At 40.9% G+C, this 17,132-nt stretch carries 14 protein-coding genes; 1 reads left to right on the forward strand and 13 read right to left on the reverse strand.

Features of this window, described 5'->3' with window-relative positions:
* Window positions 1-195: 195 nt before the first annotated feature.
* Entirely contained in the window at window positions 196-1,131 is a 936-nt protein-coding gene (locus DOT_RS19190; protein WP_009622378.1) for a Ku protein, read from the reverse strand.
* Window positions 1,132-1,531: 400 nt separating this feature from the next.
* Here DOT_RS19190 and DOT_RS19195 point away from each other — a divergent pair, with 400 nt between their 5' ends.
* A complete protein-coding gene (locus DOT_RS19195) occupies window positions 1,532-1,717 on the forward strand; it encodes a small, acid-soluble spore protein, alpha/beta type (RefSeq protein WP_009622380.1) in 186 nt (61 codons plus the stop codon).
* 121 nt (window positions 1,718-1,838) lie between these two features.
* Here the strand turns inward: DOT_RS19195 and DOT_RS19200 are convergent, their stop codons facing one another.
* The 12 genes from DOT_RS19200 to DOT_RS19255 all read right to left on the reverse strand — a co-directional run bounded on the left by DOT_RS19200 (window position 1,839) and on the right by DOT_RS19255 (window position 16,816).
* Window positions 1,839-3,596 (reverse strand): alpha-glucosidase, encoded by a 1,758-nt coding sequence (locus DOT_RS19200; RefSeq protein ID WP_009622382.1) that lies wholly within the window; start codon window positions 3,594-3,596, stop codon window positions 1,839-1,841.
* Window position 3,597: 1 nt separating this feature from the next.
* Window positions 3,598-3,735 (reverse strand): hypothetical protein, encoded by a 138-nt coding sequence (locus tag DOT_RS30675; protein WP_009622384.1) that lies wholly within the window; start codon window positions 3,733-3,735, stop codon window positions 3,598-3,600.
* Window positions 3,736-4,160: 425 nt separating this feature from the next.
* Window positions 4,161-4,367, reverse strand: a complete 207-nt coding sequence (locus tag DOT_RS19210) for a hypothetical protein (protein ID WP_009622388.1) — start codon at window positions 4,365-4,367, stop codon at window positions 4,161-4,163.
* A gap of 57 nt (window positions 4,368-4,424) precedes the next feature.
* Window positions 4,425-5,918 (reverse strand): hypothetical protein, encoded by a 1,494-nt coding sequence (locus tag DOT_RS19215; RefSeq protein ID WP_009622390.1) that lies wholly within the window; start codon window positions 5,916-5,918, stop codon window positions 4,425-4,427.
* A complete protein-coding gene (locus tag DOT_RS19220) occupies window positions 5,911-7,305 on the reverse strand; it encodes a HAMP domain-containing sensor histidine kinase (RefSeq protein ID WP_009622392.1) in 1,395 nt (464 codons plus the stop codon). The genes DOT_RS19215 and DOT_RS19220 overlap by 8 nt, the downstream gene beginning before the upstream one ends.
* On the reverse strand, window positions 7,306-8,004 hold the full coding sequence (locus tag DOT_RS19225) for a response regulator transcription factor (protein ID WP_040412941.1): 699 nt from the start codon (window positions 8,002-8,004) through the stop codon (window positions 7,306-7,308).
* A gap of 96 nt (window positions 8,005-8,100) precedes the next feature.
* Complete coding sequence (locus DOT_RS19230) at window positions 8,101-9,342, reverse strand: polysaccharide deacetylase family protein (protein ID WP_009622395.1); 1,242 nt, start codon at window positions 9,340-9,342, stop codon at window positions 8,101-8,103.
* Window positions 9,343-9,664: 322 nt separating this feature from the next.
* Window positions 9,665-11,851: a YcdB/YcdC domain-containing protein gene (locus DOT_RS19235; protein ID WP_009622398.1), complete on the reverse strand. Its 2,187-nt coding sequence runs from the start codon at window positions 11,849-11,851 to the stop codon at window positions 9,665-9,667.
* Between the two features lie 336 nt (window positions 11,852-12,187).
* Window positions 12,188-13,747, reverse strand: coding sequence for a YifB family Mg chelatase-like AAA ATPase (locus DOT_RS19240; RefSeq protein ID WP_009622401.1), 1,560 nt, complete (start codon window positions 13,745-13,747; stop codon window positions 12,188-12,190).
* A gap of 81 nt (window positions 13,748-13,828) precedes the next feature.
* The gene (locus DOT_RS19245) at window positions 13,829-15,652 is read right to left on the reverse strand and encodes an ATP-binding protein (protein WP_040412945.1); all 1,824 of its coding nucleotides are present in this window, start codon (window positions 15,650-15,652) and stop codon (window positions 13,829-13,831) included.
* Window positions 15,652-16,341 carry a response regulator transcription factor gene (locus DOT_RS19250; RefSeq protein ID WP_009622405.1) on the reverse strand — a complete coding sequence of 230 codons (690 nt, stop codon included), beginning with the start codon at window positions 16,339-16,341 and terminating at the stop codon, window positions 15,652-15,654. Before DOT_RS19250 ends, DOT_RS19245 begins: the two co-directional genes overlap by 1 nt.
* Before the next feature lie 118 nt (window positions 16,342-16,459).
* Entirely contained in the window at window positions 16,460-16,816 is a 357-nt protein-coding gene (locus DOT_RS19255; protein WP_009622407.1) for a YraN family protein, read from the reverse strand.
* Window positions 16,817-17,132 lie beyond the last annotated feature (316 nt).

A 17,132-nucleotide genomic window follows, 5' to 3' on the forward strand; every position in this document is an offset into this window, starting at 1 on the left:
TCATTGGTTTGTATCATCACCGTACTAAGATCTCCAACCTTATTTAGCCCGTCTCTGAAAGAACGCACGAGGATTGGTCTTTAGCCACAATTCCCTCCAAGCCAAGCTTCTCAATCCCTTGCCAAAGCTTAGAGCCGTCTAAAGTTTTTCAACTCGTATTGGCTCCATAACTTTGATGGGAAATTGTGCTCACCTCTATGCTCCTTTGGCCCGTTTGGTTGTCCGTTTTCGAGGGATCAAGGTAGATTTCGGCTTCTCAGCGCTGGGTTGATCTTCGTCTGACGTTACACTCTCAACTGGTGCTTTTGGAGCTTCTGATAACACTGGCTTGTCCGCGTTTGATGCTTCAGTAGTCGCTAGTTTACCTTTTTCTTTTTCCGTCAGCGCAATACTTGCCTGCAGGGCTTCCATAAGATCGACTACTTTTCTTCCTTTTTCCGGAGCCTCCACTTTAAAGTTCTGACCGGCTACTCTGCTTTCGATTAATTCCGCCATTTGTTCATGTAACTCATCGTGATATTTTTCAGGATCAAAGGGACGCGCTAAATTATCAATTAATTGACGAGCCATTGTCAATTCTGTTTCTGTCGGAACAACCCGCTCCCAGACCGTATCCATATGGCGGATTTCCTGCGGATAATACATCGTTTCCATCACAAGGCCTTGTTCAAAAACCCGCAGACATGCCAAATGCTGTTTGGAACGCATAGTTACCCGTGCCAAGGCGACTTTCCCACTCTCCTCCATCGCCTGACATAGTAAACGATAAGCCTTCTGGGCAGTTTCTTCAGGGGATAAATAATATGATTTTTGATAATATATGGGGTCAATCTCTTTTAAATCAATAAAATCAAGAATATCAATTGAGCGACTCATAGGTTGTTCCAGCGCAGCAAGATCCTCATCATTTAAAACAACATATTGATCTTTATCGTATTCATATCCCTTAATTAAATCTGCAGCTTCAACTTCCAGATCGCAGGATGGGCATTTCTTGATCGAACGAATCCTGTGGTGGCAGTCTTTATGAAGATAATTAAACTTAAATTCCTTAGATTCTGTAGCCGCATGCATTTTTACCGGAACATTAACCAAACCAAAACTGATTGATCCCTTCCATAACGTATGCATTTAACATTCCTCCCCGACTTAGTGTGAACATGAAAAGATTTATTAATACAACCACGACATTAAAGACTTCCCTAACAAAGACAAAAAAACTCTGTTCTTTTTTGAACAGAGTTAATAAATTCTCCTTATTGGGGTAAAGTTAATTATAAAATTATTACTTGACTTCATCATAAACAAATCTCGAATTAATTATCCTGTGGTATCTTATTTCTTCTGCCCAAAATAGTCCTGTTCAATTTTTAGGAATATCGCAATAATAATTTTATGGTTACTCATTCCTACTTTACCAAGAAAATTCGAGTTCTTTTCACACATACTATCTTCGACATCAAGCTATACTAATATCACTTTCATCAACAGTGTTGTTGAAAGAAACTGTCCAATGGGAAGGAGGATTCTCATGTCAAGACGACGTAAAAGCATCATGTCTTACGAGTTGAAGGAACAAATTGCTCAGGAATTAGGTTTTGCGGGGACCCTTCGCCAAGAAGGATTTGGAGGAGTTTCTTCAAGAGACTGTGGCAACATGGTGAAAATGGCCATTGAAATGGCAGAACGTAAACTCCCCGGGAACAACCCTATGTAACAATGTGGACTGAATCTCACTTTAAGAGCCGAGCAATATTTATTTTGCTCGGCCTATTTAATTGAATATTCAGGATCATTACTGAAATACATTTTAGATATACTACCTTACTCTAAAACCATTAGCTCAAAGAAAAAACACTAGCTTCGAATGGTCTAACCTCTATTTCTAATGCGAAATTTGTGCTACTGTAGTTGCTGATCAATAATTGACTCTCTTGGTATCTTATATCTTCAGAGAGATTTAAGCACTTAACTTCTGCAGAGAAATTAAGAATGACAAGTATCTTCTCTTCGCTGTTATTCTCGAAAATGTCCTTTTCAGCCTTTTGTATTTCTGCGAGTTTCTTTTTTCCACAGCCAGGAACTCTTCTTAATTTGGGAATACGTAAATATACATAGAGATGTTCATCATTTGGACATAGGAGACGGTAATCCCCATAAATGAGAACAGCTTTTTCTTTTCTAAGCTTAATAAGTTGACGATAATAGTGAAAAACCGAGTCCGGGTTTGCTAAATTGTCTTCGACATTAACCTCAGGATAATTAGGATTTAAATTAATCCATGGTTTACCCGCCGTAAAACCTGCATGTTCTGAGTTGTTCCATTGCATAGGTGTACGTGCATTGTCCCGGCTGCGCTCATGTATTATGTCCATAACTTGCTCAATCTTCATTCCCGAAGCAATGGCTTCTTTATAAAAATTGAGTGTATCAATATCCCGGTAATATGAGATATCCGGGAATTTGACGTTAGTCATCCCAATCTCTTCACCTTGGTAAATATACGGAGTTCCTTGCAAAGTATGAAGCATTGTTGCCAGCATTTTGGCAGACCGGACCCGAAAAGTATCGTCATTTCCAAAGCGGGATACCGCACGCGGTTGGTCATGATTATTGAGGAATAGACTATTCCAACCAATTCCTTCAAGAAAATCTTGCCAATCACTAATAATCCTTTTGAAATCACAAAGTTTCCAAGGTACTATTTTCCATTTATCTCCGTCGCCGTAGTCCAGTTCTAATAGTTCGAACAGAAACACCATACTAAGTTCATGACGGTCTTCACCGACCAAAAGCTCAGCCTTTTCACAATTCACACCCGGAGTCTCACCCACTGTCATAATATCAAACTTTGAGAGAACCTTTGCATACATCTCCCGTAGGAAATAGTGTAGACGCGGTCCATTACGGTAATAATCTCTTCCCCACTGATAAGGCCCCTCTTTAGATCCGGAGGCATCGGGCAGTCCTTCAGCCTTGGAAATAAGATTAATAACATCCATCCTGAAACCATCTATTCCTTTTTTTAACCACCAGGTCATCATATCATAAACATCATGACGTAACGCTTTGTTCTCCCAGTTGAGGTCCGGCTGTCTATCGGAGAATAGATGGAGATAGTATTCTCCCGTCATTGGATCATATTCCCAGGCCGAGCCTCCAAATTCCGAAGCCCAGTTATTTGGTTCCCTGCCATTGTCTTGACCTTTTCGCCAAATGTAATAGTTTCTGTAAGGATTATCTAGCGAAGAACGAGAAGCCACGAACCAAGGATGTTCATCAGAAGTGTGGTTAATTACAAGATCCATGATCAACTTCATACCTCGTTGATGAACTTCATTTAATAACTCTTCCCAGTCCTCCATTGTGCCAAATCCGTCCATTATTTTGTAATAGTCACTAATGTCATATCCGTTATCATAATACGGCGACTTATACACTGGACTAAGCCAAATAATGTTCACCCCAAGTAACTGCAGATAATCGAGCTTTTGGATGATTCCCTTTAAATCCCCGATCCCATCAGCATTGCTATCCAGAAAACTACGTGGATAAATCTGATAAACTGTACCCTCTTTCCACCAAGCTTTTTGCATCTTAGGCACCCCTTGAAATCGTTGATATAGTAAATGTATCGTTAGCCTCATCCGGCGAAATGCCATCAGATTTTTGCAAAGACTCAAGTCCCACTGAGGCTAGAATAGCTTCTGCAATCTGTTTTTCCCGTTCGGTCATTTTCTTCCTCCCTGCTTAAAGGTATTCGTGGGAGGATCTGAAGTCCCTCCCTGCTTAAAGGTATTCGTGGGAGGATCTGAAGTCCCTCCCTGCTTAAAGGTATTCGTGGGTGGATCTGAAGTCCCTCCCTGTTTAAACCCTATTCCCCTTGTGCTAGGTGATTTAACCAACCTCGCTAGTAATTCCAATATTCCTCATAATTATGCACATGAACGCTGGTAAGTGACTGTGCCTTCCCGACCCATATTCAATATTCATCCGGCAGCATCACAAAGAGTCTATCCGGTTCATATCAAACAACCAAGGACCGTATTTTTCCTCATTTTTACTGACAACCCATTTTTACTTTGCAAGTTGTCATTCGTCCATATTCTTCTTTATTACACCTCTGAGTTCGTAACATACAGAATTGGCTTCCAAACTCCTTAAACACACATTGTTTCATTATTTAACGGATTAATTTCTATTGCCTCACGATCCATAGCTTCAACGATCTTAGGGCCAGCAATGCTACCGTTGACTTGACATCGATTATTTGTTGCTATTTCCTTTTTTTGTGCCACAGTAATATAACAAAGCCCATACCCTAAGATTGAAAAGAAGGAGGCCGTTACAAAAAAATCAAAGTCCATTAATGAATACCTTCCTCCCCAGAATTTGTATTTAAAATAGTGCATTAACACTAGAGGTCATTTCTCATTATCATAAGACATAACTTTAGCACCGTTGGCAAGAAATGCTTTCTCCCAATTATCGACATAAGATCCTGTGGCCCACTCTGCCATAACCACTGTTTCTCCAATGTTCATGTCGATTTTAGCCAATGGCTCACTATCCAGTAAATCAGCACTGATTCCGTAGACATATAGCTTACTTTTTGTTATAACCAGTGCAATATCACGATTGGGCGAGGTAAAAGCATCCATAGCGTCTGGAATTCGGTCTTTAATGTTCTGCCAACTCAAGCACAATGTATCATAATAAATCAATTTAGCTGGAGGAATCAGATTAACGTTATAGTCCATATAGTGAAGTTCACCTTCGTTATGATAGTTAATTCTTCCTTGGAGGTACCAATGCCCATTTTTTCGGGTGAGCCCAAAATTCTCTTCAAATTCATCCTCATCCACCAAGGTAATCCCTTCATTGCTTAAAACTCGGAGGGGCCGGGCTCTGGCGCTTCTATAAGCAGTTAACCCGTTGGTCCCCAGTAAATCTGACAGCTTGATTCCACTTGATGCAGAGATTTTATCCACGGGTAGTACCTGCAAATGCTTAATGTGACTTGAATCGTTTTCTATAGCCACGTAATCATTGCCAACATAATCAATTGTTTTAATAAAAGTTCCTTTATCAACTATTTTCTGATTGATTCCCATAACCCGTTCTTGCTTAACTGGTATCTTGGTTGTAACATCGTGAGCTGATAATTCATTTTCTATTTTTGTTCCATTCAGGGCATTACGCACCTGAAGCTCCCAAAAGCCACTACTACGCGGGAAGAAAATATTATTACCCGTTAAAATCGAACGCAACTTTTTATTGTCCGCTGCTATCCATAATGTCTGATACTTGAAGTTATTCTCATGTTCGCTGTTGCTATCTGTCTCTGACGGTACTCTAAGTCCTACCAGAACACCTGATGTTCCCGGCATGCTCTGATCGTTTGTATTAAATTCATTGGGGTTGGCCGTTGCTAAAGAATTATCCACCTGATCCGAAACTTTTTGGAGGTAGAGCGCATTGTTCTGGATAAAGCCTATAACCTTAGAATCATCAATTTTCATAAATTCGCCCAAGAAATTCTCTGCTGCAGAAACAGTAATGACATCAACCTCTTCACTATCAGGCACTAAGGTGCTTGATAGATTTAGATATTTAGTCATTAAATAATCTGTAGAATTAACCTTTTTTATCTTATAGGTAGGCTTACTCCAGACATAATCACCCAACATGGCTGCGTTCTGTGTAAATTGAGCACTCTCACCTACCCAGTTCTGATTATCCTCGCTAGAGTTCCCACTGCTCTTCAAGTCTTGGATTACCGTCCATTTCCCTTCCAGTGCGCAGACGTTTTTAAGCGGTGGGATGATTTTACCCGCTGTTGTCCAGGAAAGATTGGTACAGCCACTGAGCAAGAGAAGTGTGAGACTGACAATCAACACCTTATAGATCCTAACCACAGGAACTCGCCCCTTTAATTAAGTTAATGACAACGACTGTCCCTTGATTAACCTCACTGGTGATTTCCAACTTACCACCCATTAAATTAACAATCTCCTCGCAAATTGATAGCCCGATTCCATTTTTGGAGCGTGAACTTTTCCCTTTATAAAATTTTTCTTTAACCATAGGTAGCTCTTCATCTGCTATTCCGCATCCAGTATCCTTAATCGTAAATATAAACCCTTCATTTAGAATCTCAACATTAAACGTAATCCAGCCACCCGCAGACGTAAAGTTGAAAGCATTGTCCAAAATATTAATGAATAACTGCTTTAGCCGATTGGAATCTGTGATTAGGGATGGCAAATTTTCCGGGTATTGGACGGTAAAATTGACATTTTCTCGCACTGCCCTTGGGGTTAGTTGTTTGTGGATATATTCCATAAGATTGACCATGTTGATCTCTTCGTTTTGCAGCTTGATTCGGCCAGAGACAAACTTGGAAAAATCCAATAGTTCTTCCACCATATGAGTTAACCGTTCACTTTCTTTGGCAATAATGCCTAGACCGTCATTAAGCATCTCTTTCTGCTGGAATTTTTCGTTTTGTAAAGTAATCGCCCAGCCCATAATTGATGTCAGTGGAGTTCGTAGCTCATGCGAAACCGACGAAATAAAATCATTTTTTAACTGTTCTTTTTTTACAATTTCATCAGCCATATAGTTCAGCGTATCTGAAAGCTTGCCGATCTCATCATCATGAGTTTTCTGACTCCGGGCCTTAAAATTGCCTGTTGCCATTTCTTGAGCCACCTCAGTTACTTCCTTCAAAGGTACAATAATTGTATTGGCTAAAAAGATGCTTATGAAGCCAACAATAAAAACTACCACTAAACCTATGGAAATAAAAATATACGCTGTATTTTGTATATCCTGATCAACGGCACTCAAAGAAGTGATAAAACGTAAAGCCCCCACTATTTGATTATTGGCTGTTAAAGGATAAGCAACTGCCATAACCTTTTGGCCATTTAATGTTCCAATCCATCTCCCAGTTTTACCATTTAAGGCATCTTGGATATCATTAACGTCTACATTTCCCGCTGGGATCACACCCAGCGAGTCCATCACAATGTGGCCATCTTTATCTACAATCTCGACTTCAGCATTACTTTGATTCCAGAAAGCATCAACATTATAAAGAACGTTTTCCTGCAGAGAGGTGTCCGAAAAATACTTAGCATACAAAACAGCTGAAATCTTGATCTGGTTTGTGAGACTGCCTTCCAAACTGCCATAATAATTTTGCCGAACCGTATAAATAAGCAGTACCTCAAGTATCGTAACTGTGATGATAATGACGACCATAAAATTAGCAGTCAGTCTTGCTCTAATACCTTTCATTTAAGACTCCTGTTGCCATCGATACCCAGAACCCCAAACTGTTTTAATATAGTTTGGTTGAGATGGATTGGCCTCAATTTTTTCCCTCAAGCGCCGAATATGCACATCCAACGTTTTAGTATCACCAAAATAATCTTCCCCCCAGACAGCATTTAACATTTCATTACGCTTTAGAGCCTTCTCAGGATTCTCCATAAACATCTTCAATAAAGCAAATTCCGTAGGAGTTAGCTCAATCTCGATATCATTCTTAAAAAACTTATTGGCAGTAACATCCAAATACAATTCTCGATAACTAAGTACCTGTTTTGTTTCCTTAAGTCCCGCCTTGCGCCGGAGTACTGCCTTTATTCGGGCAATGAGTTCAAAAGGATTAAACGGTTTTACCATATAATCATCCGCACCAAGTTCCAATCCAAGAATTTTATCGGTATCCTGCCCCTTTGCGGTCAGCATAATTACCAACGTTTCAGGCATAGTTTCCCTGATCTGTTGGCAGACTTCCAGCCCACTAATGCCTGGTAACATAAGATCAAGCACTACCAGCTCAGGGATGAACCGCTTAAGCATAGCGATAGCTTCTTCTCCAGTAGCGGCTTCACCTACCTGGTATCCTGCAGCACTAAGGTTGAGTGTTATAAAGCGTCGGATTGATTCTTCATCTTCAACGACTAGTATTTTTACCTTTTTCTCGTTCATCAGATCACTCCATTTATTGGGCATTACAGGTTATATTTATTCCTACCTCTTTATTGTAAACCAACTAAGGCGTCTTAGGTAAACTTTTCTGTTACCTTAATTATGCAAGCCCTCAGGAAAGACAATAGGCCGAACATGAGGGCCCAAAACTCCAAATGTAAAACCTTGTTTTTTTAACATGCCAATAATAGTCGGGAGCGCTTGAATTGTCGTATTTTTACCAGCAAGATCATGCATCAAAATAACCACCCGGGTTTTCCCTTGAGTTTGTTGTTCAACATTATGGATTAACAGATTTTCCGGTACTAAACTGGCATCAGTATCCCCTGAGTCAATGTTCCAGTCCTCCATTAGATAGCCTGCTTCATCTACCGCATTAAAATAGTTAATATTAAAATGACCTACGGTTCCACCAGGGGCACGGATTATTTGCGGACGAATTCCAAGAGTATTATAAATTATATCCTCTGCTTTCTTCACATCAGATAAAAATGCCTCTGGCCCCTTATACACTTCGTCCATAATATGGGAATAAGTATGGTTACCAATCGCATTCCCCTGTAAATATTCTGCCTTTAATAAATCCGGATTAAGTTCAACTTGCCGACCAACATCAAAGAACGTGGCTTTAACATTTTCTTTTGCTAAAATAGCAAGAATTTTGGGAGTTGTGCTGGGGTATGGGCCATCGTCAAAGGTCAAATAAGCCATTTTCTCAGGTTCAGGCTGGAATTGACGTGGACGCATAGCTAAGCCCGGTGCAGTAGGCGGATTTCCTGCAGCATCGTAATAGGAATGAATAGGCGTTCCCGGAGATCCTGGAGACGGAGTAGGCAACAAATCCACAGACATCCTCGGGACTTGTAGCCCTGTTTTTGATTGAGTCTTGGTCGTTTGCATCTCAGATTTCTCAACCGGAGACGATGAACTCGCGACTGAAGATTGGGACATAGGGGATTGCGACTGAGCCCCTTCATTTTGGGTCTTGGTTCTCTCTGATGTTTGGGATTCCTTTGCTTGAGTCTGAGTTTCCTCTAAACGAGTTTGAGTCCCTTCAGGTAACAACTGGTCTTTGCCAGTTTGAGATGAAGATTCTATTGTTAAAGACTCCCCATCATTAGATTGTGCTAGATTTCGAGCCGTATCCCTTCCCTGATTTGAGGCTGTTGGACTGGCGGGCATAGTCTTTAGATCCTTACTCAACGCCAACGAATCGTACTGCAGAATTATTGGTTGTGTAGCCATGCTCCAATACGGAAATCCTCCGACAAGCAAGGCACTAAAACTTACAAAGCACACCGTAAATATCGTAGTGCTTACTAATTTCATTCTAGACATGCTCTCTCTCCTTTTTCTCTGCGTCTTCTCTCAACTTCTAAAATGACTTGAATCGTGATACTTCTACATTACACTTTATAACTCAGTTTTTTTTACAAAGTTCTTAATAATAGTTACAAAATAGTTAAGAAAATATAAGAAAGACCGACATCGCGGTCTTTCTTATATTTTCTTAACTATTTATATTTTTTAACAAAATTTAAGATTATTACTCAGTCATTCACAATTTTCTCACAACTAAACAACCTCAATAATCGGTTACCCAATCGATTTTGAATTTACTTTTTAAGATGATTCCTATTAAATAGAACAGAGCATGTTACTATTTTATATAGTAATTCTTTGGAAGCTCTACCGCATAGGTATGAACTAAAGCGTAAGCGGCTTCTGCTCTTGTTACCGTCTTATCCGGCTGCACGTAATCTCCCTCAATACTTAGAATCCCCAGTCCCCAAGCCAAAGCAATGTAACCTAATGAATCAGATTTAATTGTCTTAGCATCAACAAATGGAACATTATAAATTCCTTTAATCTGAGCGGATGCCTCCATATTGATCAATCGAATCATAAATTTAGACAGAGATGCTCTGTTTATATAAGAACCTAGTTTCAAGTCCTCCTGAAGCCAGTTACGATCTTTGGCAATCTTCAGAATATCTTCATCACTTAGATCTCGATCGCGACCATCTCCTCCTGCGATTAACATAGCCCGCAAGAGCGAACCAACTGTGAGTTTTTCATTCGGATGGAAGGTATCACCATATTCCCCGAATGCTCCAGCAAGGCCCATAATACTTATTTCTTTTTCCGCGAAATTCCCCTGAATATCCGTATAGTGATGAGGGATAGCCCATTGAGATAGTGATTTTCCATACCAATCCACTGGTTCACCAGTTTGCGCATCCAACATTCCAGAAATGTACATATTGCTGTCTGTATTAGGTTGATAGACTAGTCGAACTTCCTGTTGTCCGTTTTGATGAAAAATTTGAGAGTAATTCAACACCAGCGGACGTATGTGTAAAAACTGTTCTGTCGCTTGATTAAGAGAGAGCACATTCAAAGGGCTTGAAAAATTTAGATCTGACCAGTTTAGATTAAAATTAATTACATGTTTTGTGACTGCATCGACAGTTAGATCCATTCCATTGCGTGAAACAGGAAGACCATTAACCAACCTTACATAATGGAAATTCTGAATATTTTCAGATGTTTCTCCTCCAGAGAAGTTCTCGGTGTCCAATTTAGCAAGCTTAAATCGATCTGGCTGTACGCGTTGGAGAAAGCCCTCGGCTAATTTTTGCGCACTTGCACGACTAAGTGGATTAGACTTGTCTCCTGAGTTTGCTGGACTTGACATGCCAAAACCGACAAAATCTCCTGTTTCGGCATTCACACGGGCATTTATAAAGCTAAATTCGCCCATATCACTAGGCTGATTATTCCAATCTAAATTCCAGACTTGTTCATTAGGGTTTTGCCAATCTGGATTCAGGTTAGAACCTCGCAAGACGAGATCACTCGGTATGTTAACCATTTTCTTAACTATCTCGACTGCTTCATCTCTAGATATTTGGGTAGCCTCTGAAGTATTGTGACCGGGCGTTGTGATTTCTGGAGACATCGCTTCCGTGGGTATTCCTGTGGAAACAGTACTTGCTGCTACCATAGTTTGATAAGCCCCCTCCTGTGCATCAAGAGTCACCGGTTTCCCACTCAGAGCATCGATAGCTCCTCCGCAGTATTTATTAGACAACTGATACACTAGAAGCGCACGTTGAGGGGCTTGGCTTTGAGGGTCCATCATTTGAGGTATGTAATACTGCAATTCGAGCATCGGTGCGCCCATAAAAACCTGAAGAGCTTTTTCTGGTAATATAACGTTCTTTGCCTCAGGAAAAACGAGATCCTCAGTCCAATTCAAGTTGTAATTTCTGATCGACCCATCATCTCCACTGACACCAACGTTCAGACCATTGCCGGGAAAAGGAATACCATTGACAAGGCGAATCCAGTGAAAATTGTAGGTAAAAGGTTGAGCATTATCTAATACAAAACCTTGTTGCTCATCTTTTACAAGTTGTATTTCCGTTTGATGTTTGCTAACTAATTTAGTGACCAAAGCAGTAGATATTTTCTCAGCTTCCCCTTCAGATAAAACAGGCAGTCTAAATGCCGACTGAAACGGTCCTTCCCATTGGCTTATATTGATGATTTCTCCAGTTGTAGCATCCACCTGAGCATTAAAACTCCCGCTTGGTTGGTCGACTGAATTCCAATTGAGTGAATAGGTCGCCCGATTGTTATAATCGTTATATCCTGTGGACAGTCGTGTGTATTTTGTCGGAATCGTAAAGTTATCTTTGACCAGCTGAACAGCTTGATCTGTCGTAATTGTAATTTTAGCTGGAGTAGAGCCAACGACTTTTGTTTCGTTTTCTGTTCCAAAAACATTTGCAGGATAAACTGCAAATTGTATAAGGAACATAAAAACAACTAAACTATTCAAAACACGTATTTTCCTCAACAATTTTCATCGATCCTTTCTCACCTTGACCTTGTTAGTAGGCTACTCTAGAAGAATACAATCAACTAAACAACGTTTCGTAAACTCAGACCAGTTAATCCATCCCCTCTCTTTAGTCAGTAAATTAAAGAAATATAGAAAACCATTTTAACAACACTGTCTACAAGTACTATATATTCTTTATTTTCCAATATATTCCTTCTTTGATTTGCTCAATTTATATTTATTGGTATTATTAATTTGGTCAAATGTTGCAGTCACTAGTGCATTAGTCACAAAAAATGAACCCCGGTCCTCCGAGGTTCATCTTCTTTAAGATTATATCTGTAACCGTTTATCCAAAGCACGAAATTGTATTGCTTCAGCCAGATGCTCTGGAAGAATATCCGAAGAACCATCTAGATCAGCAATCGTGCGCGCAACCCTTAAAATTCGATCATGAGCGCGGGCACTAAGATGTTGGCTATCAAATATCCTTTGTAACAGCGACTCTCCATTTGAAGTCAACTTACCATATTTTTTCGTTTCTTTAGCTGTCATTTCTGCATTGGTTTTGCCTGATCCTAATCGAGCCCATTGTCTCCGACGGGCTGCCATCACTCGTTCCCTAACCACACTGGAGGGAACTTTGTCATTGCTGTTCTTTAACTCCGAGTAGTTCAGCCTTGGAACCTCGATATGCATATCAAAACGATCTAAAAGCGGGCCAGAAATTCTTCCTCGATAATTTTGAATTTGCATAGGTGTGCAATGGCACGCTCGTCCCTGATCGCCGAAAAAACCACACGGACAAGGGTTCATACTGGCAATGACACTGACATGAGCGGGATAGGTAATACTGCCTGATTGACGAGTTATCGTCAATTCTCGATCTTCCAATGGTTGACGGAGACACTCTAAAACTTCTCGAGCAAACTCTGGTAACTCATCCAAAAACAAGACACCATAATTAGCAAGACTTAATTCACCCGGACGCAAATCACGCCCTCCTCCAATCATACCCACCTTAGTAATAGTATGGTGAGGACTGCGAAAAGGACGATGTTGAACCAGGGAACCATTACAATTTAGTAACCCACAAACGCTGTAGAGCTGCGTAACTTCTATACTTTCCTGCTCGCTTAATTGGGGAAGTATACCTGAATATGCCTTGGCCAGAAGGGTCTTACCTGATCCTGGAGGCCCAACCAAAACAACATTGTGACCGCCCGCCGCTGCGATCTCCAAAGCTCTTTTGGCATGTTGTTGGCCATGAATATCGGTCCAATCCACTTGGCTGCTATTATATACTTGAGACTGAGGATGTTGAGCTAACATTTCATCTTCAAAGTCGCTCGTTTTTTCAAGTGCCTGAGTAATTCTCCTCAATGTAGAGATGCTATGCGCTTCGAGACCGGTCACAAGACGAGCTTCAGCTAAATTATCGGGAGGAACAATCAGACATAAACATTCAGCGACGCTCTCCCCCGCTGAATGTTTATTATGCTCTCGGACTAATCCGATAGCCATTGTCAATACCCCCGGTACTGGACGAAGTATCCCCTCCAAGGATAATTCGCCGGTGAAAACATAATGAATAAGGGTAGAGCATAAGCATTGTTCTGTCGCAGCCAAAATCCCTATCGCAATCGGCAAATCGAGACCAGATCCAGCTTTGCGTAGATCAGCGGGTGCCAAATTTACGGTTACGCGTTGTAAGGGGAATTGGTAACCAGAGTTTCGAATTGCTGAGCGAACTCTGTCTCTGGCCTCTCTCACCGCCGTCGTGGCCAACCCGACAATCTCAAAACTTGGCAGACCGTTCGACACGTCAACTTCAACACGAATTAAGTGAGCTTGCAACCCAATAACTGTCATTCCATATACTGCTGCGAACATTCCATCCCCTCCCATAGGTTAGAATGTTCGCTGCAACGCTCTATATTCCTTCCATATTAATCAAAATATGGATTAATTGTTCTAGCAACTAATTATCGAATCACGTGGAAGAGTTATCCGGAAAATCGTTCCTATTCCCATATCGCTTTCAACTTTTATCTGCCCTCCGTGTGCTTCTACAATCTGTCGCACTATTGCTAGACCTAAGCCCATTCCACCATCTTTTCGACACCTTGCTTTATTGACCCTGAAGAAACGATCAAAGATGTAGGGCAAAGCTTCTTTGGGGATCCCTTCCCCTTCGTCTTGGACAGCAAATTGAACCTGATTTGCTTCTTCCTCAAGAAAAACTCGGACAGTTTTTCCGCATTGAGTATGACTCATTGCATTGTCTAATAAATTTATAAAGACTTGTAAGAGCCGATCAGGATCCGCAAATATTTCGCCTGACCCTTGCGAAATCTCCAGATTTATACCCAACTCCTGTGCTCGACCTTGAAAACGTTGCTCCAAATCACTCATGAAGCCTTCCAGGTCAATAGAAACTCGTTGCATACTTTGTCCACGTTCGAGCCAATTAATATCTTGTAGATCCTTAACTAAACGAGCTAAGCGTTTGGCTTCTTCCAAGACTAATTCAATGTGTTCACCTTGTTGATGTTCCGGTATCACGTCGTCCTGAATTGCCTCCAAGTACCCTTGAATTAGGTGAAGTGGGGTCCTAAGCTCATGCGTGACACTCGCCAAAAACTCGCGTCGTGCTTTTTCCGCCCGCAAAGACGCTGTTACATCGCGCAGGACTGCAACATGGCCGCGAATCCTCTCAGTCTCCGCCATAGGAGCCATAACCACTTGCAAAATCTGAATTCCCAGAGTAATCGTTGCATAGTTTTCAATCTGACCAGTATTTTGGGTCATTGTTTGAAGGAAGTTAACAATTTGGGTCTTTCGTTCCTGAAGATCCGTTTCATTTTCTTGCCATAATGCTTTAGCAGAATCATTTGCATAAAGAATTAATCCATCGCAATTCAACATGATAACGGCATCACTGATGCTTTCCACTATCCCTTGAAGCAGATTTTTCTCCTGTGAAAGCCATTCCATGTGGTTTTTCAAACTTTCTCCCATAGAATTCAGAGACTCGGCCAACTCTCCGATCTCATCTTGACTCGTCACTCCTTGAATGGGGAGAAAGTCTCCGTTTGCCATGCGCGTCGCTCCTCGCTGCATTAACGCAAGGGGCCTCGTGACCTGTCTTGCAAAAATTAGACTTACCACCGTGGCCAAAAAAACAGCAATTAATGAAGCGTAGAGAATAAGCCAACGAAATGTCGCTATACTCTCCTGAATTGGTATGGGAGAGCTCCCCAATAACACAACTCCTTGGACCGGTTTTGTACCGACAGGCGTGGCAGCAAGTAACATTGTCTGTCCACCACTGTTAACCTGTGAGGCATTAATCCTAATAGTTTGTCCAGACAGAACAAGCGCCAAATCCTGATCCGTAAAAAAGTCAGATGGTCGCAAGTTCCGCGACCACCCTCCAATAAGTCCTCCAAGGTCTCTTCCTATACCGCCTTGCAGAACTTGAGGTGTATGAGAGCTTGAACCCGCTATCACTAAAATATTTCCTTGTGGATCAAGTAGTACTAATTGCGTCCCAGAAGTTAACTTAAACGTTGCTAATAGGCTTAACCGTTCACTCCAACTTGGAATAGCCGCCAATTGAGTTGATATTTCTGTCGCCTCAGTCTTAAGCGAATCCAACTTCTGTTGCAGATAAAAATCCCCAAATAGCCAAGTAATCGTGAGCCCTAACCCTCCCAGAACAGCAAGAATCAGGAGCGTCATAGCTAACCACAGTTTTATTGAAATCGACCATGAATTACGCACTTTTGTATTCATTAATGCACTAGATCGGGATCAAATTTATATCCCACACCCCATACGGTAACTAACATTCCCTTAATATCTGGAGGAGTTAGTTTCTCTCGTAACTTTTTGACATGCGTATCCACCGTACGAGCATCTCCATAAAAATCATAGCCCCAAACGGTTTCCATTAGCTGTTCTCGTGTGAAAACTCGCCCTCGATTCTTCGCTAAAAAATATAGTAGATCGAATTCCAGCGGAGTTAAATTAATAACTTCATCACCAATGCTAACACGATGTCGCTCTTTGTCGATACAGAGTTTCCCGGCCGTTATCTCCGTAGTTACCGGATGAAGTTGACCTGTGGAACGACGCAAAAGAGCTTTAACTCGAGCAACTAATTCTTTAGTACTAAATGGTTTAACTAAATAATCATCTGCACCTAATTCGAGACCCAAGACACGATCAAACTCTTCCCCACGTGCCGTCAACATAATAATCGGCAGCGCTGAACTCTCACGAATGTCGCGACAAACACGCCAACCGTCGATATCAGGCATCATAAGATCCACGATTAGAAGTGAAAATTGTCCCGCCCGAAACTTTTCCAAAGCGACACGCCCATCCTCAGCTTCCTCAACTTCAAAACCTTCCTTTTCTAGGTACAAACGAACTAACTTCCTGATTTTCTCTTCATCATCTACAATTAAAATCGGATCCAATTTCTTCCCCCCTATGACCACTCTGAATTTGTTTTTTGGAAAAATCGCATAAATCATCTCGCTGAAATAAGTTTACCATTCAATCATGACTAATTTGTGATGAAAGACTAAAGATTATTTATAATGCCGCTTTAATCCATTTTACCTCAGTTTTTTTATCAATCCACCGTATCGCAACCACATCAAATCTTAGCCCTGGCCAGCTTGTATACCCCTGTTGCATCACATAGTACGAGGCAATTGCTTGCAAGCGTTGTGCCTTTTGAGGCGTTATACTTTCCTCTCCCCATCCTCTAAAGGCAGACCGTCGAGTGCGCACCTCAATAAATACCAATATTTTACCATCTCGAGCTATAATATCCATTTCTCCTTTAGGACAACGATAATTTTTTTGAATTATGTACAACCCCGATTCTGTTACTAAACGCGCAGCAAATTCTTCGCCTGATTTTCCCAAGGACTGTTTATTCTCCACTGAAATTCAGACACTCCTTTTTCTTCTGTACTCCCTTAAGATTGATGCAATATTACTTTACAGTTCGAAATGAGACTAGTTTAACTATATCACCAGATCGTTGATTTTTCTAATATTCCTACAATTAGAGGTTACAACTTAAATTTTGATTTCTAAAATTAAATTACATCTGCTTAAAGAATGAAGATTATTCAGCATATTATATAAACAATCCTTAAAATAATTCCGAACAAAAAAGGGGGCGTAACAACTTATATAACAAGTTTAGTTACAGCCCCTTTTTGTTTTGTCTAAAATGTTTGTTCCATTATAGCTC

Source organism: Desulfosporosinus sp. OT, from assembly GCF_000224515.1.
Lineage (GTDB): Bacteria > Bacillota > Desulfitobacteriia > Desulfitobacteriales > Desulfitobacteriaceae > Desulfosporosinus.